Annotated in this window: 24 protein-coding genes, 2 pseudogenes and 1 riboswitch; of the genes and pseudogenes, 20 read left to right on the top strand and 6 right to left on the bottom strand. The window is 46.9% G+C overall.

Translation table 11 applies throughout. The annotated features are described in order from the left end of the window. Positions 1–29 precede the first annotated feature (29 nt). The 5 genes from KXU80_RS04180 to KXU80_RS04200 all read left to right on the top strand — a co-directional run bounded on the left by KXU80_RS04180 (position 30) and on the right by KXU80_RS04200 (position 4,594). The gene (locus KXU80_RS04180; protein WP_219837029.1) at positions 30–605 is read left to right on the top strand and encodes a TetR/AcrR family transcriptional regulator; all 576 of its coding nucleotides are present in this window, start codon (positions 30–32) and stop codon (positions 603–605) included. 273 nt (positions 606–878) lie between these two features. Beyond that, on the top strand, positions 879–1,424 hold the full coding sequence (locus KXU80_RS04185) for an NAD(P)H-dependent oxidoreductase (RefSeq protein ID WP_219837030.1): 546 nt from the start codon (positions 879–881) through the stop codon (positions 1,422–1,424). A gap of 124 nt (positions 1,425–1,548) precedes the next feature. Continuing rightward, on the top strand, positions 1,549–2,730 hold the full coding sequence (locus KXU80_RS04190; protein WP_219837031.1) for an MFS transporter: 1,182 nt from the start codon (positions 1,549–1,551) through the stop codon (positions 2,728–2,730). 300 nt (positions 2,731–3,030) lie between these two features. After that, positions 3,031–3,960, top strand: a complete 930-nt coding sequence (locus tag KXU80_RS04195) for a VanW family protein (RefSeq protein ID WP_219838861.1) — start codon at positions 3,031–3,033, stop codon at positions 3,958–3,960. 187 nt (positions 3,961–4,147) lie between these two features. Beyond that, a complete protein-coding gene (locus tag KXU80_RS04200) occupies positions 4,148–4,594 on the top strand; it encodes a cell wall hydrolase (RefSeq protein ID WP_219837032.1) in 447 nt (148 codons plus the stop codon). A gap of 514 nt (positions 4,595–5,108) precedes the next feature. Here KXU80_RS04200 and KXU80_RS04205 read toward each other — a convergent pair. Beyond that, positions 5,109–5,678: a TetR/AcrR family transcriptional regulator gene (locus tag KXU80_RS04205; RefSeq protein ID WP_219837033.1), complete on the bottom strand. Its 570-nt coding sequence runs from the start codon at positions 5,676–5,678 to the stop codon at positions 5,109–5,111. Between the two features lie 325 nt (positions 5,679–6,003). Here KXU80_RS04205 and KXU80_RS04210 point away from each other — a divergent pair, with 325 nt between their 5' ends. The 4 genes from KXU80_RS04210 to KXU80_RS04225 all read left to right on the top strand — a co-directional run bounded on the left by KXU80_RS04210 (position 6,004) and on the right by KXU80_RS04225 (position 8,322). Then, complete coding sequence (locus tag KXU80_RS04210; protein ID WP_219837034.1) at positions 6,004–6,174, top strand: DinB family protein; 171 nt, start codon at positions 6,004–6,006, stop codon at positions 6,172–6,174. A gap of 12 nt (positions 6,175–6,186) precedes the next feature. Then, the gene (locus tag KXU80_RS04215) at positions 6,187–6,480 is read left to right on the top strand and encodes a hypothetical protein (RefSeq protein WP_219837035.1); all 294 of its coding nucleotides are present in this window, start codon (positions 6,187–6,189) and stop codon (positions 6,478–6,480) included. Positions 6,481–6,574: 94 nt separating this feature from the next. Then, positions 6,575–7,321 (top strand): SDR family NAD(P)-dependent oxidoreductase, encoded by a 747-nt coding sequence (locus KXU80_RS04220; protein ID WP_219837036.1) that lies wholly within the window; start codon positions 6,575–6,577, stop codon positions 7,319–7,321. A 113-nt stretch (positions 7,322–7,434) separates the two neighbouring features. Further along, positions 7,435–8,322, top strand: a complete 888-nt coding sequence (locus KXU80_RS04225; protein ID WP_219837037.1) for an NmrA family NAD(P)-binding protein — start codon at positions 7,435–7,437, stop codon at positions 8,320–8,322. Between the two features lie 132 nt (positions 8,323–8,454). Here KXU80_RS04225 and KXU80_RS04230 read toward each other — a convergent pair whose 3' ends face one another. Continuing rightward, positions 8,455–9,294 carry a hypothetical protein gene (locus tag KXU80_RS04230; protein ID WP_219837038.1) on the bottom strand — a complete coding sequence of 280 codons (840 nt, stop codon included), beginning with the start codon at positions 9,292–9,294 and terminating at the stop codon, positions 8,455–8,457. Between the two features lie 246 nt (positions 9,295–9,540). Here KXU80_RS04230 and KXU80_RS04235 point away from each other — a divergent pair, with 246 nt between their 5' ends. The 3 genes from KXU80_RS04235 (at position 9,541) to KXU80_RS04245 (ending at position 11,890) form a co-directional block, all read left to right on the top strand. After that, positions 9,541–9,714, top strand: a complete 174-nt coding sequence (locus tag KXU80_RS04235; RefSeq protein WP_219837039.1) for a hypothetical protein — start codon at positions 9,541–9,543, stop codon at positions 9,712–9,714. A 296-nt stretch (positions 9,715–10,010) separates the two neighbouring features. Beyond that, positions 10,011–10,997, top strand: a complete 987-nt coding sequence (locus KXU80_RS04240; protein ID WP_219837040.1) for an oxidoreductase — start codon at positions 10,011–10,013, stop codon at positions 10,995–10,997. 425 nt (positions 10,998–11,422) lie between these two features. Beyond that, positions 11,423–11,890 (top strand): HAD family hydrolase, encoded by a 468-nt coding sequence (locus KXU80_RS04245; protein ID WP_219837041.1) that lies wholly within the window; start codon positions 11,423–11,425, stop codon positions 11,888–11,890. A gap of 121 nt (positions 11,891–12,011) precedes the next feature. On the opposite strand, the pseudogene KXU80_RS28345 reads toward KXU80_RS04245, so the two are convergent. Next, positions 12,012–12,203, bottom strand: a pseudogene (locus tag KXU80_RS28345) (VOC family protein); the annotation flags it as partial. Between the two features lie 700 nt (positions 12,204–12,903). Between KXU80_RS28345 and KXU80_RS04250 the strand changes: the two are divergent. The 3 genes from KXU80_RS04250 (at position 12,904) to KXU80_RS04260 (ending at position 16,085) form a co-directional block, all read left to right on the top strand. Beyond that, positions 12,904–13,926 (top strand): alpha/beta fold hydrolase, encoded by a 1,023-nt coding sequence (locus KXU80_RS04250; protein ID WP_219837042.1) that lies wholly within the window; start codon positions 12,904–12,906, stop codon positions 13,924–13,926. A 279-nt stretch (positions 13,927–14,205) separates the two neighbouring features. Further along, a complete protein-coding gene (locus KXU80_RS04255) occupies positions 14,206–14,865 on the top strand; it encodes an ArsR/SmtB family transcription factor (protein ID WP_219837043.1) in 660 nt (219 codons plus the stop codon). 114 nt (positions 14,866–14,979) lie between these two features. After that, positions 14,980–15,083, top strand: a riboswitch (purine riboswitch). Between the two features lie 132 nt (positions 15,084–15,215). Continuing rightward, positions 15,216–16,085 carry a 5'-methylthioadenosine/S-adenosylhomocysteine nucleosidase gene (locus tag KXU80_RS04260; RefSeq protein WP_219837044.1) on the top strand — a complete coding sequence of 290 codons (870 nt, stop codon included), beginning with the start codon at positions 15,216–15,218 and terminating at the stop codon, positions 16,083–16,085. A 77-nt stretch (positions 16,086–16,162) separates the two neighbouring features. On the opposite strand, the gene KXU80_RS04265 is transcribed toward KXU80_RS04260, so the two are convergent. From KXU80_RS04265 to KXU80_RS04275, 3 genes are all read right to left on the bottom strand, one after another. Further along, a complete protein-coding gene (locus tag KXU80_RS04265) occupies positions 16,163–16,714 on the bottom strand; it encodes a VanZ family protein (RefSeq protein WP_219837045.1) in 552 nt (183 codons plus the stop codon). Positions 16,715–17,075: 361 nt separating this feature from the next. Next, positions 17,076–17,387 carry a hypothetical protein gene (locus KXU80_RS04270; protein ID WP_219837046.1) on the bottom strand — a complete coding sequence of 104 codons (312 nt, stop codon included), beginning with the start codon at positions 17,385–17,387 and terminating at the stop codon, positions 17,076–17,078. A gap of 114 nt (positions 17,388–17,501) precedes the next feature. Then, positions 17,502–17,870: a YetF domain-containing protein gene (locus KXU80_RS04275; protein ID WP_219837047.1), complete on the bottom strand. Its 369-nt coding sequence runs from the start codon at positions 17,868–17,870 to the stop codon at positions 17,502–17,504. Positions 17,871–18,196: 326 nt separating this feature from the next. Here KXU80_RS04275 and KXU80_RS04280 point away from each other — a divergent pair, with 326 nt between their 5' ends. The 5 genes and pseudogenes from KXU80_RS04280 to KXU80_RS04300 all read left to right on the top strand — a co-directional run. Beyond that, positions 18,197–21,853 carry an endo-beta-N-acetylglucosaminidase gene (locus KXU80_RS04280; RefSeq protein ID WP_258171242.1) on the top strand — a complete coding sequence of 1,219 codons (3,657 nt, stop codon included), beginning with the start codon at positions 18,197–18,199 and terminating at the stop codon, positions 21,851–21,853. Between the two features lie 349 nt (positions 21,854–22,202). After that, complete coding sequence (gene galE, locus KXU80_RS04285; protein WP_219837048.1) at positions 22,203–23,225, top strand: UDP-glucose 4-epimerase GalE; 1,023 nt, start codon at positions 22,203–22,205, stop codon at positions 23,223–23,225. Next, positions 23,222–24,439 carry a MerR family transcriptional regulator gene (locus KXU80_RS04290; RefSeq protein WP_258171243.1) on the top strand — a complete coding sequence of 406 codons (1,218 nt, stop codon included), beginning with the start codon at positions 23,222–23,224 and terminating at the stop codon, positions 24,437–24,439. The genes galE and KXU80_RS04290 overlap by 4 nt, the downstream gene beginning before the upstream one ends. Positions 24,440–24,479: 40 nt before the next feature. Next, a complete protein-coding gene (gene nudK / locus KXU80_RS04295) occupies positions 24,480–25,145 on the top strand; it encodes a GDP-mannose pyrophosphatase NudK (protein ID WP_258171244.1) in 666 nt (221 codons plus the stop codon). Positions 25,146–25,505: 360 nt separating this feature from the next. Further along, positions 25,506–26,030 (top strand): annotated as a pseudogene (locus KXU80_RS04300) (MSMEG_1061 family FMN-dependent PPOX-type flavoprotein); the annotation flags it as partial. Positions 26,031–26,400: the final 370 nt, after the last annotated feature.

Raw genomic sequence — 26,400 nt, forward strand, 5'->3', positions numbered from 1 at the left:
GCAAAAGAAATTATAAAGGGTGTGTCGAGATGTCGAAACTCCAAGAAATTATTGGGATTTCCAGAAAAATCATTTATTATAAGGGCTACCAAGCCACGTCGATCAGCGATATTATGGACGAGGCTCACATCGGAAAAGGCCAGTTCTATCACTACTTTTCGTCCAAGCGCGACCTCGGCCTGGCCGTCGTCGATGATCTGGTCAAGGAATGGGACAGGGATGTATTCGAGGGCATTTTCGCAGCCGATCTTGATCCTATCGCGAAATTAAATAAAATGCTTGACAGGACGTTGACCATCCATACGGTCGATAAAGGGAAATCGGGTTGTCCCGCGGGGAACCTCGCCATCGAGATGAGCGAACACGACGAGACGTTTCGGCTAAAAGTCCACTATATATTCGACCGGTGGATTTCGTCGATCGAAGGCGCGCTGAGCGAGCTGAAAGCACAGGGGCATCTAACGTCGGACATCGATGCCAAACAGCATGCACGAGCCATTGTATCTATGATTGAAGGCGCCATTTTATTAAAGAAGAGCCAAAAAGAAGTCAGCTTTCTCACGAACGCCATCGCGATCATTCGCTCGCAATATCGGCTTTCTTAAGCCCGATTGCTTGGCGTTTTTTTTCTATTGCACATGCGAAGGGATTTTGTTATGATCACTCTGTACCGAATGGTAGGTACAATAAAGAAAATTTTATAAGGGGGCAAGTCGATCATTTTTTTATCCATTGTGTACCAACTAGTAGGTACTGAATTTTGTTTTTGGTAAGTGACGCGTATATGAATCCTAAGAGAGAAGGATACGCATGTCAGCGGATAGCTTATATCTAAAATACTAGACGGGCCGCTCGTTTAGAAGCAGGAAAGCATTTTTATGCAAAACGCGGCATTTTTCAAAACACTAGTCATCGTTACCCACCCGAATATCGAATCGTCCGTCTGGAATAAAGCATGGGTGAACGAATTGAAAAAACATGATGAGATCACGATTCATGAATTGTACAGAGAATATCCGGACGAGAACATTGACGTCCAGCGGGAGCAGCAGTTAGTTATAGCCCATGACCGGATTATTTTCCAATACCCGCTTTATTGGTACACCGCGCCGCCGCTGCTGAAAAAATGGTTCGAAAACGTGCTGCTGTACAACTGGGCATACGGTCCGGAAGGGACGAAGACAACAGGCAAAGAAATCGGGGCCGCGTTCTCGTTTGGCGCGGCTAAGGATGCGTATCAACCGGCCGGTTCCAACCGCTTCACGCTGGAAGAAATTTTGGTTCCCTTCCGAGCGCTTGCCAACTATATCAGCGCCGTGTACCTGCCTCACTTTGCGTTCAACACGCTCGACGAAACACTCTTGGAGCAAAGCAGCGAAGATTATGTACGGCATATTAAGACGATTAAGCCGTTGGTTGTATGAAACATCTTAATTTCCGAGGAAGAACTTGGATTAACAATGGCCGACGCCATTCGAATTGTTGATGTTCTCCCTTAAGCTCCGGATTCATATCATGCAAAAATATATAACAGGGAGATAATTGACATTGGGTAATAAGAATAGGAATCCATGGCTTGCTATTATTGCAATTGCATTAGGTGCTTTCTCAATTTCGCTTGCTGAGTTTTTGCCAGTTGGTCTACTTTATGAAATTAGCCGAAGTTTTGATGTATCGGAGGGTACTGCCGGAATTACAGTGACATCCACTTCTATATTAGCTGCCATTGCGGGTCCGATTCTTACGATAGCTATCGGACGTCTGGATCGGCGGGTGGTGGTTCTCGGACTGTCGTTGCTGCTTATTGTTTCTAATGTACTTTCGATGCTTACAACCCATTTCTTTGTGCTAGTCATTGCACGAATCATCCTTGGATTAAGTGTTGGGGGATTCTGGGCTGTGGCTATGACTGCTCAAGCAAAGTTAGTTCCGCAAGAGAAGATAGCAAAAGCAACTTCGATTGTCCTCGGAGGATTTGGAATTGGCACGGTCATAAGTGTTCCATTAGCGTCTTTTATGGCCGCACATTTTGATTTGAGAATCGTTTTCATGGTAGGATGCATACTTGCGATTGCTGTTTTTATCATCCAACTCCTACTGCTTCCGAGAATTCCGATGGAACAGGGGGTTCGTGGAAAAGATTTCTTGGCGCTGTTGAAAATGAAGAAAGTAATATCGGTCTTTGTTATTGCGATTCTCGTTGTGGGTGGTCAATTTGCAGCCTACACGTATATAACACCCTTTTTCCAGCAAGTGACTGGAATGGGCCCGAATCTGCTCAGTGCGATCCTGCTCGTCTACGGTATTGTTTCTTTCCTAAGCAATTTTGCTGCTGGTTTCATAGCCGGACGCAGCCTTAAGGGATTGTTAGTGTTAACCGTAGTTATTTTCCTTATTTCATTACTGGGCCTTTCACTGTTTGGACATAACGTTGTCATTTCAATCATGGCTTTCATTATTTGGGCGATCGCCTGGGGAATGGCTCCCTTGGGCCTGCAGCTATTGGTTTTTTCAAGTGCTCGGAACGCTATAGATGCCTTGAGTCCGGTCTATGTAGGTGTTTATCAGTTGTCTGTCAGCTTGGGAGCTTTAATTGGCGGTTTGGCAGTCGATACGACCAATGTAAGCAGCGCGATGTGGCTGGGAGCGTTCTCGTTCGCTTTGGTTCTCATCCTTCTTACGGTTACCTCGACAGTCAATAACCGTTCTCTTGTCAGTCAAACAGAATAACGGACCCATATCCCGAGATCTCTTCAAGTAAACTTATCTAGCAGGAACATATCTTACTGATTCCGGAGCAGCCGATCATCAATCGGCTGCTTTTGTCATTGAAGCATAGTTTTACGAATCGCGGGCATAATACCCCTAAAAATTGCGCTAGTAAAGGAAAGAAGATAGCATGGTAGGTCACGGCATGGCGATTATGCCTGGTCGGTAGCACATTTAGAGTGGTTGAAGCAGGAGACCGCCGCAGAACTTCCTAATGCAGCCTTGAACAATTGATGAAGTGGAGAACGCCTTATGAAATCTATGAAATGGTTATGGATAACAAGCCTTATTCGGCTGCTTCAGCCGGACATCGGCAATGAGCAGCCAGACGAACATTTATTCGTGGCGCTTCGCGGGCAGAACGCTGTCGTGATTCAACGTACCGATTATGCGTCACCAGGATTCACCATGGTGGATTTGGACAAGTTCGATCGGCTTGTCGAGCAGTTGGAGCAGCGGAGCTATGAAGCTCCTCACAATGCGATCATCGGCAATGATGGGAGAATCGTTGCCGAAGAGCTCGGCTACCGACTCAACGAGCGGCTGTTTACCGAGAAGTTCTACGCGTACTTCTACGGGACGGGCTCATCTGCGATTGATGCACCGCTTGCTCCCGTCTATCCGCGGGTGGATCGCGAGCTGCTGGCGGAGATCAAGGAGAAGCCTCTTGGTCAGTACGTCACGTATTACAACAGCCGCAATAAGAACCGTTCGCATAATATACGGCTGGCGGCGCAGGCGATTAACAATACGGTCATTTTCCCCGGGGAGACATTCTCGTTCAACAAGATCGTCGGCAAGCGCACGAAAGAAAAAGGCTATTTGGAGGCGCCCATCATCGTTAGAGGCGAATTATCTGAAGGCATCGGCGGCGGGATTTGCCAGGTTTCATCCACGCTGTTCAATGCGAGCGACCGTGCGGGACTGCAGATCGTGAAGCGTTACTCGCACAGCCGGAGCGTGCCGTACGTGCGGCCGGGCCGCGACGCGACGGTCAGCTGGAACGGTCCTGACTTCGCCTTCCAGAACAAGTACAATCAACCGATCCTTATCCGTGCGCTGGCGGTGCCCGGCAAATTGTACGTGTCCATCTATTCCTCAGATGTCATCGAATACAAACCGCGCAATGTGCCTGGCATGACGCTCGGTGAACTGCCAGAGGAAGTGCCTGCATCGGCAGAGAATGGCTAATGGCTCCCATAATGGAGCCGATTAAAATCAAAGGTGGAACTGACCAGAAGCGGTCGGCTGCCTTCGTTCATCTAACGGGCAGAAGAATGTGGCGGAATAGCTGTTTATTATCGCTCTCTATTTTGCCAGAGTAACACATCCGCTTCACCTACAATATGATGAGTCTAGAAACTAAAGAGGTGAGCCAATGGCAGTTGTAAAAGCTAGGAAACAGGATATTGATATGTTGGCAAGGTTGCTTCGAGCTGAAGCTGAGACCGAAGGTGAAATGGGCATGCTCCTTGTTGGAAATGTTGGCATTAACCGAATAAGAGCGAATTGCTCCGATTTTAAAGGAATTCGGACAATTCCCCAAATGATCAACCAAGCGCATGCATTCGAAGCGTTACATTATCCATTGTACTACCAAAACGCAAGAGATAGGGAACGTCGTCTGGCGCAACGGGCCGTGAATGGAGAGCGGAACTGGCCAGCCAAATTCTCCTTATGGTATTTCCGTCCAGGATCGTTCGAAAATCCCGGACCATGTCCGCCGACTTGGTATGATCAGCCGTTAGTAGGACGATGGAAGAAGCACTGTTTTTATGAACCGACGGGGCAAGAATGTGAAAATGTATATAATACGTTTGGGTGACAACAAGTTTATGTCATTAATGGCCGCGTAAAACGCGGCTTTTTTCGTTATGGGATAAAGTTCTTGTCAAAAACTAAGGGACAAGAACTTGATTCATATTTCCGATTATGACATGAGCTCCATCACACTCCCGACAATAGGCAGGGAAGAACGCATCCAGCAGCTTTCCTTGATCGAATACTGAAAAAGAAAAAGCCTAAGCTGAACAATTCAAGACCATTCTCGCTGGCAGCTTCGATAGATAGACTTTTCTGCAATTAGGGGAAGTACCAGCGTTGCTGATACCACCCATAAATATAAAAAATATGTGATGCAAAAGGTAACGGGTCCTCTTTGTCGGGAAAAACTTTGCAGCTTCAGGAAAATGTCCAGAAGCTGCTTTTTTTATGGATTCTGCCTGCTTCATCCGACAATCGGCGGGGGTCGAGACTGACCAGGACAGGAACAATTTCAGTACTTCGGCATCCTGCGGACCGGAGAGCTGCGGCAACTGCTCGAAGAGGTAATTCAATTACTAATCGCTTGATGGACCGCTCGCTCGATTCATTAAGATCGCGCTGGCGATAATACTGAAGAGATACTCAGCTCGTGGCGCGGACGAGGGCTGGTCACCGAGCCACGCGAGAGCAGCAACTAGCGAGAACAAGTCGTCACCATTCATGTCGGCACGCGCTAGACCCTCGGCCTGAGTGCGAGTGAGAAGCCGCGTGCCTGCCGTTCGCAACGTGACACACGAAGCATGGAGTGCGGACTCCGTGTCCTCGATGGCTGCAATCATAGCTGCCACAACACCTTGATACTTACCCGTGAATGTAACGACTTCGCGCAGCCACGACACAAGTGCATCATCGGGTGAACTCGCAGTTTCGAGCTCACGTGCCTTTGCCGTCAGCTCGTCGAAGCCTGCGCGGAGCAATGCATCAAGCAGCGCCTCTCTGGTCGGGAAATGACGATACAATGTGCCGAGCCCGACGTCAGCTCTTCGAGCGATATCGCGCAGCGATGCATCGGCGCCGTGCTGGGCTACAACTACGTTCGCGACTGCCAGTATGTGCTCATAGTTTTTCTTCGCATCGGCTCGCATATGCTACCTCCTTGACAATTGGAGCGGTGCTCCGTATAATCATGAACGGAACAGTGATCCGGTTATATTCGGTTATGTGGAGCACTGCTCTGGTAAGTATAACTCATCTGCATGAAAGGAGAAAGCAAGATGCCTTCAGATACAATAAAGGCGATTCGTTTGTACGAATTCGGCAGCTCTGAGGTACTGCGTTCGAAGGGGCGCCCCTTCCCGAGTTGAAGCCAGGTGAGGTGCTTGTCCGCGTTCATACCGAGATAGAAACCGGATGAATCGGTGCACAGTTATGGCGGCACACTAAACGATAAACAATCAAGGAGCGATACAAATGAAAACAACGATTTTCGAAGAATTGGGCGTTATTAGAGCACAAACGCTGCTAGCAACGGAAGGCCTGACTGAGGAACTCGCGGATCGTATTCCCGCTGGTTGCCGCAATAATATCCATTGGCAACTTGGTCATATCTATTTCGTTACGGAGTACATGACGCTGTCGTAACTGAATCTTCCGATGAATCTGCCGGAAGGGTTTATTGAACGGTTCGGATCAGGTAAGGGGCCGTTGGATTACTCTGCATCGCTTCCTAACGCGACATTGCAAGAATTGAAAACCCTGCTGACGGAACAACTGGACAGAATCCGCAAGCAGTATCCGATAGACCGCTTGAACGATAGTGTCAATGCGATTAAAACGTCCACGGGACTTTCTCTGGTAACTCCTGAGCAATCGCTGCGTTACAACATGTACCATGAAGGATTGCACGCCGGAATCCTCTCCACCTATAAAAGAATATTGTCCCAATAACCTTTCGTTCTGAAGTACAATCGCTTTTTCTTATGCCGCATGGCTGACAGGCGAGAGAAACAACGCTTTTAAATTTGAGAGGAGAATATAAAACATGGCAAATCTAACAGCTAAAGTGGCAATAGTAACGGGCGCATCGAAGGGAATCGGTGCCGGCATCGCGAAGGGATTGGCAGAGGCCGGTGCGGCCGTCGTCGTCAATTATTCCTCCAGCAGGCAAGGGGCGGACCTTGTCGTAGCCGAAATTACCAAAGGAGGAGGCCGAGCAATCGCGGTTCAGGGCGATATGTCCAAAGCGGCGGACGTCGAGCGGCTGTTCGAGGAGACGAAAAATGCTCTTGGTACGCCGAATATCCTGGTCAACAATGCAGGCATCTTCGAATTCCAGCCAGTAGAGGACGTGACGGAGGAGTTGTTCCATCGCCACTACAACATTAACGTGCTTGGGCCAATTCTGACCGCGCAGCAAGCGTTGAAACATTTCCCTGCGGAAGGCGGAAGCATTATCAATATCGGAACGATCGCAAGCAAGAACCCGGTTCCGACTACCATGCTTTACGCTTCGAGCAAAGGTGCGGTGGATACGATGACGATGGCACTCGCAAAGGAGCTCGGTCCACGTAACATCCGGGTAAATACCGTTGCTCCGGGCTTTACAGATACGGAAGGCAATGCCGGTTTCGTCGCCAGCGAGGCCGGAAGGGCTCTTGCTGCGGCTACGCCGCTGGGCGGCCGGTTCGGGAAACCGGAAGATATAACCCCGACAGTGGTCTTCCTCGCCTCAGATGACGCCGCATGGCTGACGGGTGAGAGAATCAACGCATCCGGCGGCGTGCATTAAGCAGGGAAAAGGCGAGCATTGACAACAATGAGGGGAAGACTTATTATGTATCTATTCAATAAAACAATTTAATAGTTGAATAAAACAAATATATCTAAAGGAGGGATACATTTATGAAAAAAGTATTGATTACAGCCGCAGCCGGTGACACAGGACGTCCGGCGGTTGCAGCCCTGTTGGGAAAAGGATTTCAAGTTCGCGCTATGGTCCGTAAGGACGACGAGCGTGCACAAAAACTGCGTGATCTCGGCGCAGAGGTTATAATTGGTGACATGGCTAGTCTTCGCGACATCCGTGCAGCAATGGAAGGCATGCAAATGGCGTACTTCTGCTACCCGGTACAAGAGGGATTGGTTGAAAATGCTGTCATTTTCGCGCAAGCTGCCAAAGAACAAAACCTGGAACTCATCGTAAATATGTCGCACAAACAATCCCGTCCGTATGCACGCAGTAAAGCAACTCAAAATCATTGGCTGAGCGAACAGATTTTCAATTGGTCAGGCGTGCCATCGGTACACCTTCGCGTCACGTTCTTTATGGAGTGGTTGCTCTATATTTCTTCGAATATCAAGTACGGCCGCTATTTGATGCCTTTTAACAGAGAGAACCGTTTTGCACCGCTTGCCGCTAACGACACCGGTGCTATGATTGCCGGCATTATGGAAAACCCAGAGAAATACTCAGGTCAGGCGCTTGCGCTGCATGGTCAAGTGGAGTACAGCCACGAAGAATTGGCGGCAGAAGTAGGCCGAGTGCTCGGCAAAGATCTGCCTTATGAGCATGTTACGGTTTCGGAATTCTTGGAAGCAATCGGCATGCAAGAACAAACGGCTTTGCGGAAACACATTGAAGCTGTCACGATCGATCAACAAGAAGGCTTGCTTGCTGGGTTGGATACAACAGGTGTGACGATCCTTGGCCATCCGCTGATGACTGTCGATGCGTTTATTAATGAAAATCGTTCGGCGTTCGAACTGAATTACCCGAAAAAATCGAGCTAATACAGCTCATGGTGCTTTGACGGGGATGGGACGCGCCTGATGGCATCCGACGAATTGGAGTTCATGGCAGAAAATAAGAAAGCCCTGATGAATGACCGTCAGGGCTTCTTACCCATGGCACTTTTCTAACGTTTAGCGAGTAGGTCTGGCTTTACTAAGGATCAACCGGATGTCAGATGAAATTGAAGCTGCTTTCGGACCCGGGTTTGAAATAGCCGTAAGTTTACGTTTTACGCTTTGAATGGCCTTGATCGCCTTATCATCGGTTACGGTCAATATATTTGCGTTTAAGCCTCGAAGATTCGATTGTCCTTGATACGTTCCGCGAAGCCCTACAATGATTGTATCCCCAAGTACCAGAATATCATTGTAACCTTTTTGGCGGATTTGAGACTGCAGGTTTGTTGTCCCGTTCGACCCAGTGCCGTAACCAGACATGCTTCCTCCAGATGTGCTGGTGCCGTAACCAGACATGCTGCTTCCTCCAGATGTGCTGGTCCCGTATCCAGAGCCTGTTCCGTAACCATTCGTACCACTCATGCCGGTACCATAGCTATTCGCACCACTACCGTTCGAGTTGTTATATCCGAACGTACCGCCACCGGTCGAACTTGTGCCGTAGCCCGACATGCCCCCGCCGGTGTTACCGGTACTATAGCCTGTCATGCCTCCGCCACTCGTGCCGGTACCATATCCAGTCATGCCTCCGCCGGTGGAGCCAGTACCGTAGATGGAAGATGTGCCACCACCGGTTGAACTTGTGCCATAGCCAGTCATGCCACCACTGGTCGTACTGCGGCCCGTTTGGCCGGGCGTTGTACTATTCCTGCCTCCCATGCCTTGGCCGCTCTGTTGGGAAATGATCTCTCCAATACCAGTTCCTTTGTTTCGCACACCATTGTTATTCCCGCAACCGGAAGCGATTAACGGGAGCAGCAATAAACCACATGCGATAGATATCCGAATACGCATCACTGTAGTACCTCCTTTTTATAAATGTGTTACCCCGATAAGGTGCCCTTAAAGGGTTGTCTTACAAATGAAAAAAATGGAGTACATACAGGGATAGGCCGAAATACTTGTTTATTCCATTTTCCTATTCAAAGGTCTTACTTAAAATTTTCAGGTATAGGAGAGGTAAACCAGAGGGAGAATGTAAAGGGTGGGATGACGAAAATAAAGCCGGAACATCAATACAAGAAGAAGGAGACCCTACTAATGACTGACAACAACAACCATCAAACTGACATGAACGATGAAATGAAGGACCTGCTAACACATCAAGCAGGAGCAACGGATTTACATAAAACAAGAAGAATGAACGAACCTGTTCAAATTGACCCTCCAGCAGTTCCAACTAATGGAGCAATTGATCCAAGAACTTCTGAGTAATAGGATGCTTAGCACAATCTCATCGAAGATATTTTGGAAAATAATCGCTCCATCGGTCCAGCTAATCGTGATATGATGGGACAACGTATTAATTTATCGATATAGAAATGGCTGTCGAGACTCTCGACTGCCTGAGGACAGCCTAATAGCTGTCCTGTTTTTTTCGCATTCCGTCGCTTCCAAATTACTAAAAAGTTAAGATTATAAGTTGTTTTGAGATACGGAGTTGTTTTATAGTACTTACTAAAGTATAGTTGTCACGTGCTAATGCACAACCATCCTTGGAGGTTACACACATGACGACTAGGAATCATATCGCGCTTCAAACTCCACTTCATACGGGCTTCGGACCTAGAACGACCGCCAAGGAAGCCTTGGGCGGCCAGGACCTGACCGGTAAGATCGCTATCGTTACGGGCGGCTATGCCGGGCTTGGTCTGGAAGCTGTCAAGGTGCTTGCCTCTGCAGGAGCAACGGTTATCGTGCCCGCACGCACGCCGGAGAAAGCGCAGGCAGCTTTAAGCGGGGTTCCGGGCGTGGAACTGGAACGATTGGAACTTATGGATCCCGCGTCCATCGATGCGTTTGCCGAGCGGTTCCGCACTACCGGCCGACCTTTGCATATCCTTATCAATTCCGCAGGCATCATGGCGACTCCGCTGGCTCGCGATTCGCGGGGATTTGAATCCCAGCTTGCGACGAATCATTTGGGCCATTTTCAGCTAACCGCGCGGTTATGGCCGGCGCTCAAGAAGGCGGAAGGCGCAAGAATCATATCCGTATCGTCGCGCGGGCATCAGCTCGGCGGCTTTGATTTTGAAGATCCCAACTTCAATACGCGCGACTATGAGAGGTGGGCTGCGTACGCGCAGTCGAAGACGGCGAACGCACTGTTTGCCGTGGCCATGGATAAACGTGGAGAAGCACATGGCGTACGGACCTTTTCCGTTCATCCGGGCACGATCATCACGAATTTGAGCCGCTATATGACCGATGACGAATTGGGTGCGATTAGTACGTTGAATGAGCAGGGGGAACGCGTCTTATCAGAGTACAACGATGAATTCAAGACGATCGAGGAAGGCGCGGCCACTTTCGTCTGGTCCGCGGTTCACCCTCAGCTCGACGGGAAGGGCGGCGTCTATTGCGAGAACGGGGACATCGCGATCATCACATCCACCCCGTTCACGCCAGGCGTATACGAATGGGCAGTGAACGCCGAGGACGCCGAGCGGCTGTGGACGTTAAGCGAACAATTAACCGGCGTGAGATTCGAACTCTAACAAATTCTGAATATTGATAACGGCAGCTTTCGCGGGCTGCTGTTATTGTTCTGCTCGGTTTCCAGACTGGATTAGAGTAAAGCATGGATTGTCATGTCGTACGCGATAAGGCTGATCTGATGATGGATTAGTGAACTGGGGTGGCAACACGACGAATCTTATTGCCAAGACATTGTTCTTGGCGGGGGGTTCTTTTTTTGTTTTCTTTCAAAAGTCAAGAACAATGATTTCTTTCAATCTGAATGAATTTATCCTGAAGAGGAGTAATATAGACGATCCGGAAATGGATTTTAATATAGAAAACGGATTGGATATATACTTGGCTTCGTCATCAGCGTAAAAATAGGACAGATAAATAACTTCAGTCCCTAAAGGACACGTGGTAAAATGTGGTATGGAGAATTCACTTTACTATTAGGAGTGGCATGATGCAAGTCAATATTCCCGGACAAGAAAATATTAATATTAGTCATCTTGTTTTAGACTTTAATGGAACGATTGCTTTGGATGGACGAGTATTGCCCGGTATAAGGGAAAGACTAATGGAATTAGAGAAATTGCTTAAGATCCATGTATTAACTGCTGATAGCAATGGGAGTGCGGCAAGAGAATGTGAAGAGTTACCTGTGGAACTACAAGTCATCGGACAAGATAATCAAAGAGAAGAAAAAAGCAATTTTGTTTGTAAACTCGCACCTGGAGTTGCCGTTTTAGGTAACGGGGTAAATGATGAGCTTATGTTCCGCCAAGCCGACCTATCAATTGCTGTAATTGGTAAAGAAGGTTGCGCTACGACGACGTTAATAGCAAGTCAAATCATTGTTAATGATGTTTTAGATGGATTGGATCTATTATTAAACCCTCACAGGCTAGTTCCAACCCTTAGAAAATAACATTACATGTAACGGTAAATTAAATCGCAATATCCAACGTAGCAAACTTTGAATGACAGATATGAGATTATGCGGGTAAAAAAACACCGGTAACCTTAAGGAGGTGACCGGCGTTTCCATATTAGCGTTTCGGCATTTTGCTTTCATCCATGTACAGCAGGTTCCAGCGGTGGCCGTCCAGGTCGGCAAATCCTGCGCCGTACATCCAGCCGTCAAATTCACTCGGCTTGCCAAAGATGCTTCCTCCGGCAAACTCTACTTTTTGAATGAAGGCATCTACTTCTTCTCGGCTATCAGCGCCAATGGAAACAATACTCCAGCTGGTTTAGTCAGTACCGTAGAGTACTAAATAATATACTTTTTGAGCACTCCCTAAGGAGTGCTTTTTTCATGAGGAGATAGGTAACTTGTTTCGTGCAACAAGAACATCTATACAACGGAAATAGGTAAGGTTCAAAGCAATTAATTGGCATAGAAATGACGTTGACAATAAAGCGGTAAGTCATTAATATAAAACAATTCAATTGAACAATTGAATTATTGTTCACTGAATTGAAATTAATCTTATTTTAAGGAGAGATATGATGAATAAGTTTTAATTACCAACGTGGGGAGTGCCTGTGATGCATCGACGATTTCGCGGGTAGGAAAGAGCATTTACTCGACGACCCCGCAGGATGATATCGCAAAATCGTTCCCTGTGTTGACGATACCGCAGTTGGTGAGCATGTTGAAAGAACAGCCGGATAGAATTCGCGAGACGTTTCCAATTAGCCGCTTCAACGAAAGCGTATCTCCTCTTACAACGTCAACAGGACTTGACCTACTCACACCAGAACAGTCGGTCCGTTATAGCATGTACCATGAAGGATTGCATTTCGGGACCATTAACGCTTACAAAAGAATCTTGTCCCGTTAAAACCTATCCAGGACTACCTAGATAACGTGGACGAATTTTAAAAAATGGATATTCATTTTAATATTAATATGAAGAAAAAATAATGGAGGGCTTTATGAATAGAATGAAATCGAGATGGTTTATCATAGCAATTACGTTAGTAGCGACTATACTTCTTACAGCCTTTGCAGGAAACCATGAAAAGGGAATTATGAAAGCCGCAAATGAAACAAAAACCCATCTTTATTCCGATAAGGAGCTCGTCAAAAAAATTCCAGGATTTAAAAACGGTAATAAAGCGGTAAATGGAGTCACTCTCCACTATGTTGAAGGTGGTAAAGGTAAACCGCTGTTCCTTCTTCCAGGATGGCCGCAAACGTGGTATTCATTCCACAAAATTATGCCGGAATTAGCAAAGAAATATCATGTTTATGCCATTGATTATCGGGGAATGGGTAGTTCCAGCAAGCCGGAAACAGGCTATGATAAAAAGACATTAGCTTCTGATATTTATGCGCTAGCCAAAAAGCTCGGTTACGAGAAAGTTAATATCGCAGGACATGATATCGGATCTATGGTTGCTTACGCTTATGCAGCTAATTACCCGCAAGCTACAAATAAAGTAGCGATGCTGGATGTTCCGCACCCTAACGAGAGCTTTATAACGCAACTACCGCTCTTGCCTCCGCCTGGAGCGTACGATTTAGAGAATCCTGATGCTCCGAAGTTCCCGTGGTGGTTTGCATTGAACACGATACCAGAATTACCGGAGAAATTGTTGCAAGGAAAACAGTTGGAAACCTTCCACAATTGGATTTTTGATTATCAGATTTATGACAAAGCATCTATGCCTAAAGAAGATAGAGATGCCTACATTACTGCATATTCAACACCTGAAGCCATTCGCGCAAGTAACGGTTGGTATAAAACATTAAGACAAGATATTGAAGATTTTAAAACGTATGATAGGCTTTCAGTTCCCGTTCTTGGTATCGGAGGTACAAAGTTTAATCTTGAGCCGTTCTTACGTGGTTATGCCACTGACGTGAAAATTGTAACATTTGAGAAAAGTGGACACTGGATCGCAGAGGAAAAACCACAAGAAACAATTAAAGCGTTTAAAGATTTTTTTAATTAAAAAGTAAAGAAAAAGGGGCTGTCCAGAAAGTCAGAGAACACTGACTTCTGACAGGCCCTTTTATAAAAAAGGACATAATTATGCAAGCATAATACAGGGCAGCATCCGGTCCTGCGGCGGTCAACTATGCGATCGCATATTCGCAGCTGCGTGAGGCAAGAATATTATTGGGTCAAGCGCGAAATTCATTGAAGAGAATTAGGTCCTTGACACGATTAGGGACAGCATATAACATATAACCATTCAACAATGAAATTGAATAGTTAGGATGTGGTGATCGTGGACGAAGTGCGTAAGTGGAAAGATAATTTGTATCTTGAGTTTGCTCGCATCGGCAAGTGTCTATCTAGTCCGAAACGTTTAGAGCTTATCGACTTACTTGCTCAAGGCCCTAAATCTGTCGAGCAGCTTTCTAAGCTTACGGGAATGAGTGTCGCGAATGTATCGCAGCATTTGCAAACGCTGCATGACTCCAAACTCGTTCGTTTTCATAAGAAGGGGAATTATGTTATCTATGAGGTTGCGGAATTATCAATCGTTGACTTCATGATTTCTTTGCATCGTCTTGGCGAAAAGCGGTTGACGTCTATTCAACAGCTAAAGGCTGAAATTTTTCAAGATCACGCCAATAGTACGCTTCTGGCTTTAGACGAGCTCGAAAAGATGGAAGAAGGGAAAGTTTTATTATTAGATATAAGGCCCGAAGATGAATATCAATCAGGGCATATCCCTGGAGCCATTTCGGTACCTATTGATGACCTGAAAACAAAGCTTACGACATTACCGACGGATAAAGAAATTGTTGTGTACTGTCGAGGGCCATATTGTAATATGTCCGCTCAAGCAGTTGAAATTTTACAAGAAAACGGATTTCATGCATATCGAATCGAAGAGGGCGTGCATGAATGGAAGCGACACTTTGAACAATTGAGTCATTAATGATGGTGGTTTATGAGTTAGAACCTTAAAAGGCGAACAATACTATTTATCCAATAATTATTATTCGTATTCTTGTTGATCAAACCCCTAATCACTGATATATTAATTAAGCAACATTCGCAAACAGAATATACTCGAATATGCTCGGTAATATGGTCTGAGTGTCTCTACCCGGTTCTCCTTAAATGAACTGGACTTCGAGTTAAAGTATCGCGTCTTTGGCTTATTTGCTTAATTATTCGCGCTTTAACTATCGAAGGGTCTAGAAGGTAGCGTTCGTCTACCGTCGAGACCTTTTTCTATGGCCTCATTTCCCGAGCATATCGAACACCCAGAGGAGACCTGCGAGAATGAAACGAAACATACTGACGAAAATGGTTATTGTAGGCGGAGTTACGGTGCTTTCTTCCGCGCTGCTGGCAGGCTGCGGTTCGAAAGACAACGCCGTGCAAGGAAGCGGCAAAAGCCCGATTATCGTGGAAGGCCCGATGCCGATCGAAGCCGAAAAATTCGCAGGCAAGCTGAAAAACGTCAAAGAAGAGAAGTCAGGCAGCTTTGTTTTTTACGTCGGCACGTTGAACGACTACCCGGTCATCGTGGCGAAAACGGGTAAAGGAATGGAAAATACGGCGGCCGCAACGGCGGTCGCGATTGAAAAATACCACCCTGCCGCCATTATCAATCAAGGGACGTCGGGTGGGCATGACCCGAGCCTAAACGTATTCGATATCGTTCTCGGACAACGCACGACCAATCTCGGTTCGTTAAAAACGGAAACCAAATTGGCTAATGAAGGAATGGATCCGACACTTTGGAAACCGATGGACTTGATGGCTTCCGAAGGCAGCGCCGGAGAAGATCCGAACGCCGAAAAGCCTCGCTTCTACGATGGAGATAAGGATTTGCTCGAAGCTGCCCTGGCGGTTAAGGATACGTACACGAAAGGAAAAGTCGTGGAAGGCACGATCGGCTCCGCGGACGTATGGAACAACGAAGTCGACCGCATCAATTGGTTCCATACGAAATACGGAACGTCCGTCGAAGAAATGGAAGGCGCCTCCGCGGCGCAAATCGCCAAAGCCTATGGTGTTCCGTTCCTCGGCATTCGGATTCTGTCGAACAATAAAACAAATGGAGGCAAATACGACCCGAGTACGGCCGAAGCGAATCAGGAGTATGTTTACGAAGTGTTGAAGAAATATATTGAGAATCACGGATAACTCGAACAAAGGACATAACTTTCTTTATCCTTAGGGATGAAAGTTATGTCCTATTTTTGTTAAATAGAAAATGATATTCAGAATCTCATCTTTATCATGAATAATAAATATAATATAACAGGTAATCCTACGATAGCTGATAGTATTGTAATTGCAGTATGTACTTTCTTCTCATCTCGTAATAGTAATAGTAAAGACTTATACCCCAAGTTACCAATCCATCCACCTAAACCATTTAGGATTATATCATCAATATCTGCTGATCCAATACCTAGAAGCCCCTGAATGATTTCAACAAATAAACTCACTACTAATATAAACAATAGATAAATTCGAACGCTTTTATTGTTCTTAAATAATGACAAATATACACCAAGGGGAATGAAAATAAGAATATTGCCAACCACATTAGCGAAAGCGAAATTTTTTAAATTAGCAGAACTGCCAGATATGTATTCACTTATGCTATAAAAAGGAATGAGATTGATTGACCTAACTAACGTCCTTTGGCTATTAAATAGCTCGAAAATCGAAACTCTCGATAAGAATAATATTTTAATTAACAAAAGTATGTAACCGATGAAAACACCATATAAAAAGACTGTTTTTATTCGTTCTGGTTTATTCATAGATATCTCCTTTTTGTATCCTTCGCAACAAACTCATTAATCTCATTTCATTTTCCTTCAAAACTACTATCGTTCAAAGATCCTATTGCCCTCCATGCTTGCTTTCACCAGATTCGATTTGCTAGTGCGATAGGAAGAGTATACCGTAGTTACTTAAACTATTTTGGTGCGATTTCTTAAAAAATTCTTAAGTTTGCAGGATAAAATGAGAATATCGGTGACCCGTCTTTCTCGATCAACATTGCTCATTGGATACCTCACCAGCTGTCGTACCGTGATGCCGCCTTTTGGTAATGACAACAGTGATTGAATAAAAAAAGAGAAAGGAACAATATCCTTTCTCTCCTAAGCACTCTATATTTTAACGTTTCTTTTTACCGCGCATTTTATCATCTCGGCCGCCAAATTGAAAACCTAGTTGGCCGCCATAACCGCCAATATGGCCGCCTAAATTAGCACCAACGCCTTGACCACCGAGAAAACCTCCAGCATGAACACCGGATCCAAATCCGCTAAGGTGACCACCGGCTTGAAAACCAAAGCCTTGCGGGCCTGATCCTTGAGGGAAATTCCAGTGGTACGAATTCATTTGCTGCTGTTGTGGATACAGACCCTCTGGATATATCGGCTGTGGGTATTGACCGAATGGGTACATGTAGGGATTAATAGCCATTCATAAAGCCTCCTTCCAGGTTGATATGAATTACCCTATTCAAAATTCGTTGGGTATGAAGCTTGGCTGCTTTAATTAGGCATTAGATTTTTTGAGTATTAAATATGTATTTCTTTATTGTAGTTTGGGATCTATCGGTGATGAATGATGGTTTGTGATAACTTCTTGAAAAAGATTGCTTTGTCCCATGCTCCCTCCCGGCTTCAAGCCAAGTATACGCTCTAAATCACCAACGGTAAGAGGTTTGGCATGTTGCATGAATTCGTAACCGACTTGTCCATTAGGCTCCAAAGTAGCTGTTTTGACATCGCTAATAGTAGAAACTCCTAGCTGACGTAGCCGCGTTTCGAGCTGGTCAACAGTCATACGGCATGATTTAAGATTTTTTTGAACAATTTGTCCGTTCTGAATGACTAATTTAGCAATGGGTTGAACAATAGTCGTACCAAGCGAGATCATAATTACAGTGGTAGCAATTGTCATTTGGGAAATGGACTTTCTTCCTGCGATACGCAGAAGTACTATCCCGAAAAGGGGGCTTTTCGGCGTGGTCGTTTCATTATCAGAAAAAAAAATGTTGGCACAAACCTCTAATTCGTCCTCATTTTCTAACGTTTATTGACTATTCAACAGAACGGGCATGAAGTAAAATATGACCTGCACGCAGTAAGATTGTTAAAGATTAACAAAACAAAACGGGGGACGGGAGGGTTGCAGAGCATCTGAAATCGGAGCGTGAACACAATGCAAACAAGCGGTTAATTCGATTTAATGGAAAGCGCTTTATTAGTCGAGGATGGAAGGGAAGGATGAGATTGTATTTTATACGAAACATATTCGCCTTGGCGGCCGTGTTTGTAGCCTCCTGCATGATTTGGCACGCGTCCGCGCATGCGGAGCAGCCGTATTCCTCTTACTGGTTTCCGAAGGACTTGCTGAACTGGTCCCCCGAGACGGACAAGGATGCCGCGTTCAACAAGTCGGGAATACCGCTTGCAAGCCGGTATACGGGCTATCAGGTAAATCCGAACGTTACTTTAAACCCTAAACTGGCAGCGCTTTCGTCGATGGCTGATCATACGAGCGGGACGCCGTCGCAAGGCTCGGATCAATTTAATACGTACGCTTTTCAATATTGGCAGTATACCGATCTGCTTGTCGATTGGGCCGGATCCTCAGGAGAGGGCATTATCGTCCCTCCGAGCGCCGACGCGACCGATGCCGCGCATAAGAACGGCGTTCCGATTCTCGGCACGATCTTCTATCCGCCGACCGCATACGGCGGAAAGATCGATTGGGTGAACGACTCCTTGGTGCAAAATCCGGACGGCTCGTTCCCTTTTGCGGACAAACTCATCGATGTTGCGAATTATTACGGGTTCGACGGCTGGTTCATCAATCAGGAGACGGCCGGCGGGAATACGGCGACCGCGACCAAAATGCAGCAAATGCTCAAATATTTGCAGCTTAAAAAGCCCGAAAACATGAAAATCATGTGGTACGACGCCATGATCAGCAGCGGATTCGTTTCGTGGCAGGGCGCGCTCAATGCTAACAACAAAATGTTTTTCCAAGATAACGTAAAAGTTTCCGACAGCATGTTTCTTGATTTCAGATGGAGTACAAGCAGTTTGAGCTCTTCGAACGCGACAGCGACGAGCCTGGGCAGAAGTCCTTATGAATTGTATGCTGGCATCGATGTGGAAGCGAACGGATATAATTCCTTCCCTAGATGGAGCTCTATCTTCCCGTCCGGAGGTCCGGCGGTTACTTCACTCGGTTTGTACCGCCCTGATTGGGCTTACAAATCATCGACCGGGCAGGCGGACTACTATGCAAGAGAGAACCGGTTCTGGGTCGGACCGAACGGCGATCCGCGGCGTACGGCTCCCGGAACGTCATGGCCGGGAATCGCGAATTACATTTCAGACAAAACACCGGTTACGAGTCTGCCGTTCGTAACGAATTTCAATACGGGGCAGGGGCATAAGTTTGCGGTTAATGGTGAAGTGCTACGAACCGCAGATTGGAACAACCGCAGCCTGCAGGACGTAATGCCGACTTGGCGCTGGATCGCGGACAGCGCGGGCACTGCGCTGAAGCCGGATATCGATTTCGCAAACGCCTATTACGGCGGAAGCTCCCTTAAGATATCGGGCGACCTTAGCCCGGCGAACGCCACGCAGATCAAGCTGTACAAGAGTGATCTGCCGGTAGATTCGGACACGAAGCTGGGCATAGCGTTCAAATTGGCGGATACGAGCCTTACCGCCTCGCATATGCAGGTCGGGATATCTTTCTCGGACGATTCGAACCAGTTTGTATACCTGGATGCGGGAGATGCACCGGGGGGGGCGTGGACCACGAAGTCGATACCGATCGGACAATATGCCGGCAAACGGATTGCCGCCATCGGGCTGGGCTTCGCGAGCGACACGGTTATCAGCGGCTACTCCGTCAATATCGGGCAGCTGTCCGTATCCGACGGGGCCGAGCAGCCTTCGCAAGCTCTCCAGCCGGGTGAACCTGCGATGGAGAACGAGTTTACCGGAGGAATCATCGCGGATGCTCGGTTGACATGGACAAAGACGGACCCGGCTGCCGCGTTGTACGAAATATATCGTCTGAAGCCAGACGGGACGCGCGAATTTCTAGGGGCAACGCCAAATGACGCTTATTACGTGTCCGTAATTAAACGGACCGGCAAAGAAATGCAAACAACGCTGCAAATCGTCGGGCTCGATCGCGATTTCAGGCACGGCGCTCCGGCGACCGTCACGCTGAACTGGCCGGAATATCCAAAGCCGGTGGCGGATTTCACCGTAAGCCAGCGATATACCGCTCCGGGCCAGCCGATTGATCTGATAAATCAATCGTCGGAAACGGCCGATTCGGTCAGCTGGGATGTAGGAGGAGGCCATGTCGATTACAGCTCGGGGCATCCGGTCGTCACCTATGACCAAGAGGGAACGTACACGATTACGCTGACCGCCTCGAACAGCTCGGGCGAAGACGTGCATACGGAGCAAATTAACGTTACTTGGGCGGTATCGGGCGGCCTGTCCAATCTCGCGCTGAACAAGACGGCGACGGCCAGTTCGACGTGTGCAGCGAGCGAAGCTGCGAGATTCGCTTTCGACGGCAATTTGAAAACCAAATGGTGCGCCAATGTCGGCAGCGGGCCGCACTGGGTCGTAAGCGATTTGGGCTCCACTTATGCGATAACTGATTTTGTGATCTCGCATGCCGAGCTTGGCGGCGAAGCGGTCAGTATGAATACGTACGATTATAAAATTCAGCTAAGCGACGATAAAGTGAACTGGAGAGACGTCGTCGACATCCACGGGAATACGAAGGGGCTAACTGAGCATACGATCGACCTGTCGGAAGCAAGGTATGTCCGGCTGTGGGTGACGAAGCCGACCAGCACAACCGACAATGCGGCCCGGATCTACGAATTTGAGATCGACGGGTATGCGATCAATCCCGCTTTCTTAAGTCTTAATAATGCGTCAAATGCCGGGGATGTGTTGAGTCTGCTCGGCTCGCCTGCATCGCCGGGTCTTCATCTGGATTTGACAAAGATGAATTTGCTCAGCGGCGACGGCAAACTCACCGTTGCCCAGGCGATCGTGGGCGGCAAGTCGGCAAACGGTTATTTCAGCAGCGCCGCGATTCAGCGTGTGATCGATCAAGCGGTGGCCGGACTGGATAAGACGGCTCCCGTAACGAATATTACGGTGGTTCCTGCCGAACCGGACGGGCAAAACGGCTGGTATGTTCACCCGGTCGAGCTGCAGCTGACGGCTTCGGACGATTTGTCGAGCGTAGTAAAAACGGAATACAGCGCTGATGGCGGAGTGACCTGGCTGCCTTATACCGATCCGATCACGCTCAGCGAAGACGCGGCGACTACGATCACCTACCGCTCGACAGACGCCGCTGGTAACATCGAAACGTCCAAAGAAAGCCACTTTAAACTGGATAGGACCGCGCCAGCCGTAACCGCTTCGGTTTATGACGGAGAAGTGTTCACGGATGACCAAGCGATCTTACCGCAAATAGTCGTAGCAGATGCGGTTTCCGGCGTTGATGCGAGCCGAACGATTGTTACGTTGGACGGCGTGCAGCTTCAGCCTGGAGATGCGGTGGAGCTTAGCGGGCTGACGCTCGGAACCCACGTCTTGGTTGTGGAGGCAAGCGACAATGCGGGTAATGCCGGTACCTTGACGGTTCATTTCCAGACGACGGCAAGCATCGACTCCTTGCGCGCCCTGGTCGACAGATTCAGAGTGGACGGATCGATCGACAACGCCGGTATCGCGAACAGCTTGCTGACGAAGCTTGAGAATGGGAACTTAAACAGCTTCGTGAACGAGGTAAGCGCGCAAAGCGGGAAGCATATTTCAAACGAAGCGGCGGCTTATCTGCTTCGGGACGCGGCTTTCCTCATCCAGCAGCAATAACTCGAAATGCTCAAAAAGGAGCCGGCCTCATCTTCATAGCCGGCTCTTTTTTTCACTTCGGCCGTGACAACACAAAATATGCTGAGATTATAAGCAATCTTAATCTAAGGGCACCCAGACCTTTTAGGATTATGGAGTATGAGGGAAAAACGTGTCGTATTTATGAGGAAATCATAGGTCCAACGATGCTTAGTTACATAGAGCCAACAAAAATATCCGTCTTACTATGCCAAGCTAATGGCTGTCAAAGAGCATTATTAATACTCAACATAAAAATAAAGCTTGAACGTGACGTAACGTAACCTTGTATAATCAAACCAACGATACGACGAAATGGAGGATTTTGTAAATGGCAATATTGGTTTGTGGCGGAGCCGGCTATATTGGAAGCCATGTAGTAGCCGCCCTTATTGAACAGCATGAGGAACTCGTGGTTATAGACCGCTTGGCCGCGGGAAGGGAGAATGCCGTAGTGGGCGGTAAACTGTATGATGGCGATTTGAATGATCGGGTAATGTTGGACATGATCTTTAAGGAAAATGAAATCGAAGCCGTCATCCATTTGTCGGCCAGCTCTCTTGTCGGCGAGAGCATGACGCATTCGTTAGCGTACTATCGCAATAATGTGGAAGGATCATTGCGTTTGCTAGAGGCTATGCATAAGCACCGAGTGGATAAAATCGTTTTCTCTTCTACGGCCGCAGTTTATGGCGATCCGGAACGGATTCCGATCCGCGAGGACGACCGGAAGATGCCGAGGAATACGTATGGAGAAACCAAATTAGCGGTAGAACGGATGCTGCATTGGGTGGAACAGTCGCACGGCATCAAATACGTGATTTTGAGATATTTTAATGTAGCTGGAGCTCATGACAACGGTTTAATCGGCGAGGATCACGACCCGGAAACTCATCTTATCCCTTTGGCTATCCAGGCTGCATTAGGACAAAGAGAAAATATGATGATATATGGAGATGACTACTCTACGAAAGACGGAAGCTGTATAAGAGACTATGTTCATGTCATGGATGTTGCCGAGGCGCATCTTCTGGCCTTGAACAGCTTGAGGAGCGGAGGGAGAAGCGGTGTCTATAATCTCGGCAACAGCGAGGGCTTTACAGTAAAAGAAGTTATTGAAACCGTCAAGAAGGTGACCGGGCTGGCTTTTCCAGTGCAAATTGCTTCCAGACGCCAAGGGGATCCAGCAGTATTGATTGCATCGCCTGATCTCATCATGGAAGAGCTGAACTGGTTCCCTAAGAGAAGCAGCTTGGAAAAGATGGTCGCAAGCGCCTGGGAGTGGCATCGTACCCATCCACACGGATACGCTAAAGGCAATGAGGAGACATGGCAGAAGGAGTCGCAATCTTGAATCGGAAAGACAAGGAGTATCTAACGACCGGGCAGCTCGCGAAACGTACAGGAATGACAGTTAGAACTTTGAGGTATTATGACCAGATCGGGTTACTAAAGCCATCGCATTATAACCATGCTTCTGCCCGTTTGTACAATAAAGAAGATTTAGTTCGGCTGCAAAAAATTCATACTCTAAAATATATTGGTCTGACTCTTGCCGACATCAAACAAATTATCCATGAAGGCTCACTTCCTGAGCAGGACTTAAAGAACTCTCTAATGGTGCAAAAGGAAGTGATCCGACAAAAAATTGTCCATATGCAATATGTATCCAAAGCGATAGATGAAGCTCTGGATATGCTCCGGGAACATCAAACAGAAGCGGATTGGGATAGTTTGTCGGACATTATTCAGACGATTCATACCGAAAAAAATTGGGGCGAGCAATACCGTAACGCACTCCGGCTGCAAGCAAGAATCCGGCTGTACGACCGATTCAGCGCCAATAAAAACGGATGGCACCGGTGGTTCTTTGATCAGTTCGGTTCAGCATCAGATCTTAAAATATTGGAAATTGGCTGCGGAGATGGCGCCTTGTGGAGCCGAAATATAGACAGGGTTCCGCCATCATGGAGCATCACGCTTATCGATATATCACCGGGCATGCTGGAAGCCGCTCGAACCAATGTAAATGATCAAAACAACCAGTTTACGTTTCTGACGGCAGATGCGCAAGCGATTCCGTTCCATGACAGCGAGTTCGATGTCCTCATTGCGAATCACATGCTTTATCACGTGCTGGATATCGGGCAAGCTCTGTCAGAGTGCCATAGGGTGCTTAAAAATGACGGTCTACTCTATACGTCTACCATGAGCAAGAGCCATCTTCAGGAAATGGAGCAGCTCGCAAGGACATTCGACCCCGATATACGAGTGCTTGACGATGTCATGGAACGGTTTCATTTTGATAACGGTGCAAAGATACTGGCGTCTCGATTCACAGACATTGAGTTGATCCGGTATGAAGATTATATGCAGGTGGACGAAGCGGAACTGCTTATCCAATACATGACTTCAACGCCTATGAACGCTAGGCTTTATCTAACAGGCGATATTTTAGAAGCCTTCAGATCCTATTTGAATGCGAAAATTCGGGAAGGTAACGGAAGCATCTATATTACTATGGATTCCGGCTTCTTTCTATCAAGAAAAAGGAGCAAGTCTGAATAATAGGTTGCCAGACCAGCCCACATGATGAGGAGGATTTTTCATGAACATTTTCATAAATCCAAGGGTAGAAATAAAAGCTGAAACGGTATTATCCGCAAATTGGTATCAGCTAAAGAAAATGACCTTTGCCTATCAAAATAACAACGGCACTTGGGAAACCCAAGAGAGAGAGGTTTATGACCGTGGGAACGGGGCTGCCATTTTTCTATACAATCAGGAAAAACAATCCGTAATTCTTACCCGTCAGTTCCGAATGCCTACTTATGTCAACGGCAATGAAACGGGGATGCTTATCGAAGCGTGCGCGGGCTTGCTCGATACGGATAGTCCTGAGGATTGTATTCGCCGAGAGACAGAGGAGGAAACAGGCTACAGGATAACAAACCTGAAAAAGATCAGTGAAGCCTACATGTCGCCTGGTTCGGTGACGGAGCTGCTACACTTTTTTGCGGCGGAATACGATTCTCGCATGCAGGTGAATGAAGGCGGAGGAGTTGCGGAAGAACAGGAACATATCGAGGTGCTGGAGCTTTCTTTTGCAGACGCACTGGAGATGATCAGACAAGGTGAAATCAGGGACGCCAAAACGATCATGCTACTGCAATACGCGCAAATACACAGGCTTCTTCAACTGGAACGGCTGCGCTCAAGGTTTATGAAATGGGGCATATGCCGGTTCTTGGGGAGTGGTATGCACTTCCATTGATGGAAACTGCCGGCTCACGCACGACAGGAGATGAGGTGTATAACAGCATCTTTCACCCGTCAGCGGTGAGACTGCTGTCTCATTGCGATGCTGTTTTGCGTGTCGGAGGGCCATCGGCAGGAGCAGATGAAATGGTACGAGTGGCTGAAGAGAAAGGGAAAAACGTGTACCACAATTTCAATGAGATTTCGGTAATCTTTCCAAGCAGCGAAGCAGGATAAGATTTCTTCACGGAAATGAACAAGCATGTTGCTTTGTGCGATATGACTTTGGATAAGCTGGGTCAAAAAACAAGTATGCCCCTCTTTAGTTAAATTACCATTCTGATTCGAACATATCTCAAAGATTAAAGGTGTAGATATGAGGGCTAGATTTCGAGAAATTATTTCTACGAAAGAGCAATTTGAAGATCTGCGTTCTCTGTGTGGCGGGTATCCTAGCCAGAAAGCAGCGAATAAAGTGATGTCTATGCTTGATTCTCATTGTCGGGAGTTTATTTCAAAGTCCCCTTTTTTATCAATGGCAACTTCGAATTCATTTGGACAATGTGACGTTTCTCCGCGAGGAGATGCACCTGGGTTTGTAATAGTTCTCGATGATCATCATTTATTTATTCCAGAGCGTCCAGGCAATCGGAGGATGGACTCTATTCAAAATATGTTGACAAACGCTCATATCGGGCTTCAATTTTTTATTCCAGGGTTAGGAGAGACCTTGAGAGTGAATGGGAAAGCCTTTGTTTGCCGTGATCCAGAACTTCTTGAAAAAAGCAGTGTAAATGGTCGTAGCCCCTTTTTTGGTATTGGTGTAGAGGTGGAGGAGTGTTATGCACACTGTGCCAAAGCGTTCATTCGATCGGGAATATGGTCCCCGGATACATGGGTTCTCTGAAGAAATGCTTCCTTCGGCCTATTCTCAGTGTGCATTGCGTTTTATTGAAGGTTTTAACGTGCAAAGGAGCCATAGGCATAAGAAACAATGACTGGTAATTAATTGAAATAATAGGGTCTCTAATGCTAAAATAGTAATAAAAGCAACTTAGGAAGGACTATAGCCTTGATGCAGAGGATTAAATTTATGTATAGACAATTCATAAGGGAACCACTGTGGTTTAAAATTCTAATTTCTACGACTTTTCTTATTTCCATTATATTTAGCAGTTCATTTTTTTCGGATGATGCGTATTATCAAAGCTGTGCCAAATTAGCTGCTGCTATCTTTTTTTGTGCTTACGGCATCAGAATGCGGAGGAATC

It is taken from the genome of Paenibacillus sp. R14(2021) (genome assembly GCF_019431355.1).
Lineage (GTDB): Bacteria > Bacillota > Bacilli > Paenibacillales > Paenibacillaceae > Paenibacillus_Z.

Coding starts and splice junctions, on each gene's coding strand:
- KXU80_RS04270 (WP_219837046.1), bottom strand. CDS start 17,387: ATGGCTATTAATCCCTACATGTACCCATTCGGTCAATACCCACAGCCG.
- KXU80_RS04200 (WP_219837032.1), top strand. CDS start 4,148: ATGGCAGTTGTAAAAGCTAGGAAACAGGATATTGATATGTTGGCAAGG.
- KXU80_RS04240 (WP_219837040.1), top strand. CDS start 10,011: ATGACGACTAGGAATCATATCGCGCTTCAAACTCCACTTCATACGGGC.
- KXU80_RS04265 (WP_219837045.1), bottom strand. CDS start 16,714: ATGAATAAACCAGAACGAATAAAAACAGTCTTTTTATATGGTGTTTTC.
- KXU80_RS04180 (WP_219837029.1), top strand. CDS start 30: ATGTCGAAACTCCAAGAAATTATTGGGATTTCCAGAAAAATCATTTAT.
- KXU80_RS04235 (WP_219837039.1), top strand. CDS start 9,541: ATGACTGACAACAACAACCATCAAACTGACATGAACGATGAAATGAAG.
- KXU80_RS04225 (WP_219837037.1), top strand. CDS start 7,435: ATGAAAAAAGTATTGATTACAGCCGCAGCCGGTGACACAGGACGTCCG.
- KXU80_RS04280 (WP_258171242.1), top strand. CDS start 18,197: ATGAGATTGTATTTTATACGAAACATATTCGCCTTGGCGGCCGTGTTT.
- KXU80_RS04260 (WP_219837044.1), top strand. CDS start 15,216: ATGAAACGAAACATACTGACGAAAATGGTTATTGTAGGCGGAGTTACG.
- KXU80_RS04195 (WP_219838861.1), top strand. CDS start 3,031: ATGAAATGGTTATGGATAACAAGCCTTATTCGGCTGCTTCAGCCGGAC.
- KXU80_RS04230 (WP_219837038.1), bottom strand. CDS start 9,294: ATGCGTATTCGGATATCTATCGCATGTGGTTTATTGCTGCTCCCGTTA.
- KXU80_RS04205 (WP_219837033.1), bottom strand. CDS start 5,678: ATGCGAGCCGATGCGAAGAAAAACTATGAGCACATACTGGCAGTCGCG.
- KXU80_RS04250 (WP_219837042.1), top strand. CDS start 12,904: ATGAATAGAATGAAATCGAGATGGTTTATCATAGCAATTACGTTAGTA.
- KXU80_RS04245 (WP_219837041.1), top strand. CDS start 11,423: ATGATGCAAGTCAATATTCCCGGACAAGAAAATATTAATATTAGTCAT.
- KXU80_RS04215 (WP_219837035.1), top strand. CDS start 6,187: ATGAATCTGCCGGAAGGGTTTATTGAACGGTTCGGATCAGGTAAGGGG.
- KXU80_RS04185 (WP_219837030.1), top strand. CDS start 879: ATGCAAAACGCGGCATTTTTCAAAACACTAGTCATCGTTACCCACCCG.
- galE (WP_219837048.1), top strand. CDS start 22,203: ATGGCAATATTGGTTTGTGGCGGAGCCGGCTATATTGGAAGCCATGTA.
- KXU80_RS04210 (WP_219837034.1), top strand. CDS start 6,004: ATGAAAACAACGATTTTCGAAGAATTGGGCGTTATTAGAGCACAAACG.
- KXU80_RS04220 (WP_219837036.1), top strand. CDS start 6,575: ATGGCAAATCTAACAGCTAAAGTGGCAATAGTAACGGGCGCATCGAAG.
- KXU80_RS04275 (WP_219837047.1), bottom strand. CDS start 17,870: ATGACAATTGCTACCACTGTAATTATGATCTCGCTTGGTACGACTATT.
- nudK (WP_258171244.1), top strand. CDS start 24,480: ATGAACATTTTCATAAATCCAAGGGTAGAAATAAAAGCTGAAACGGTA.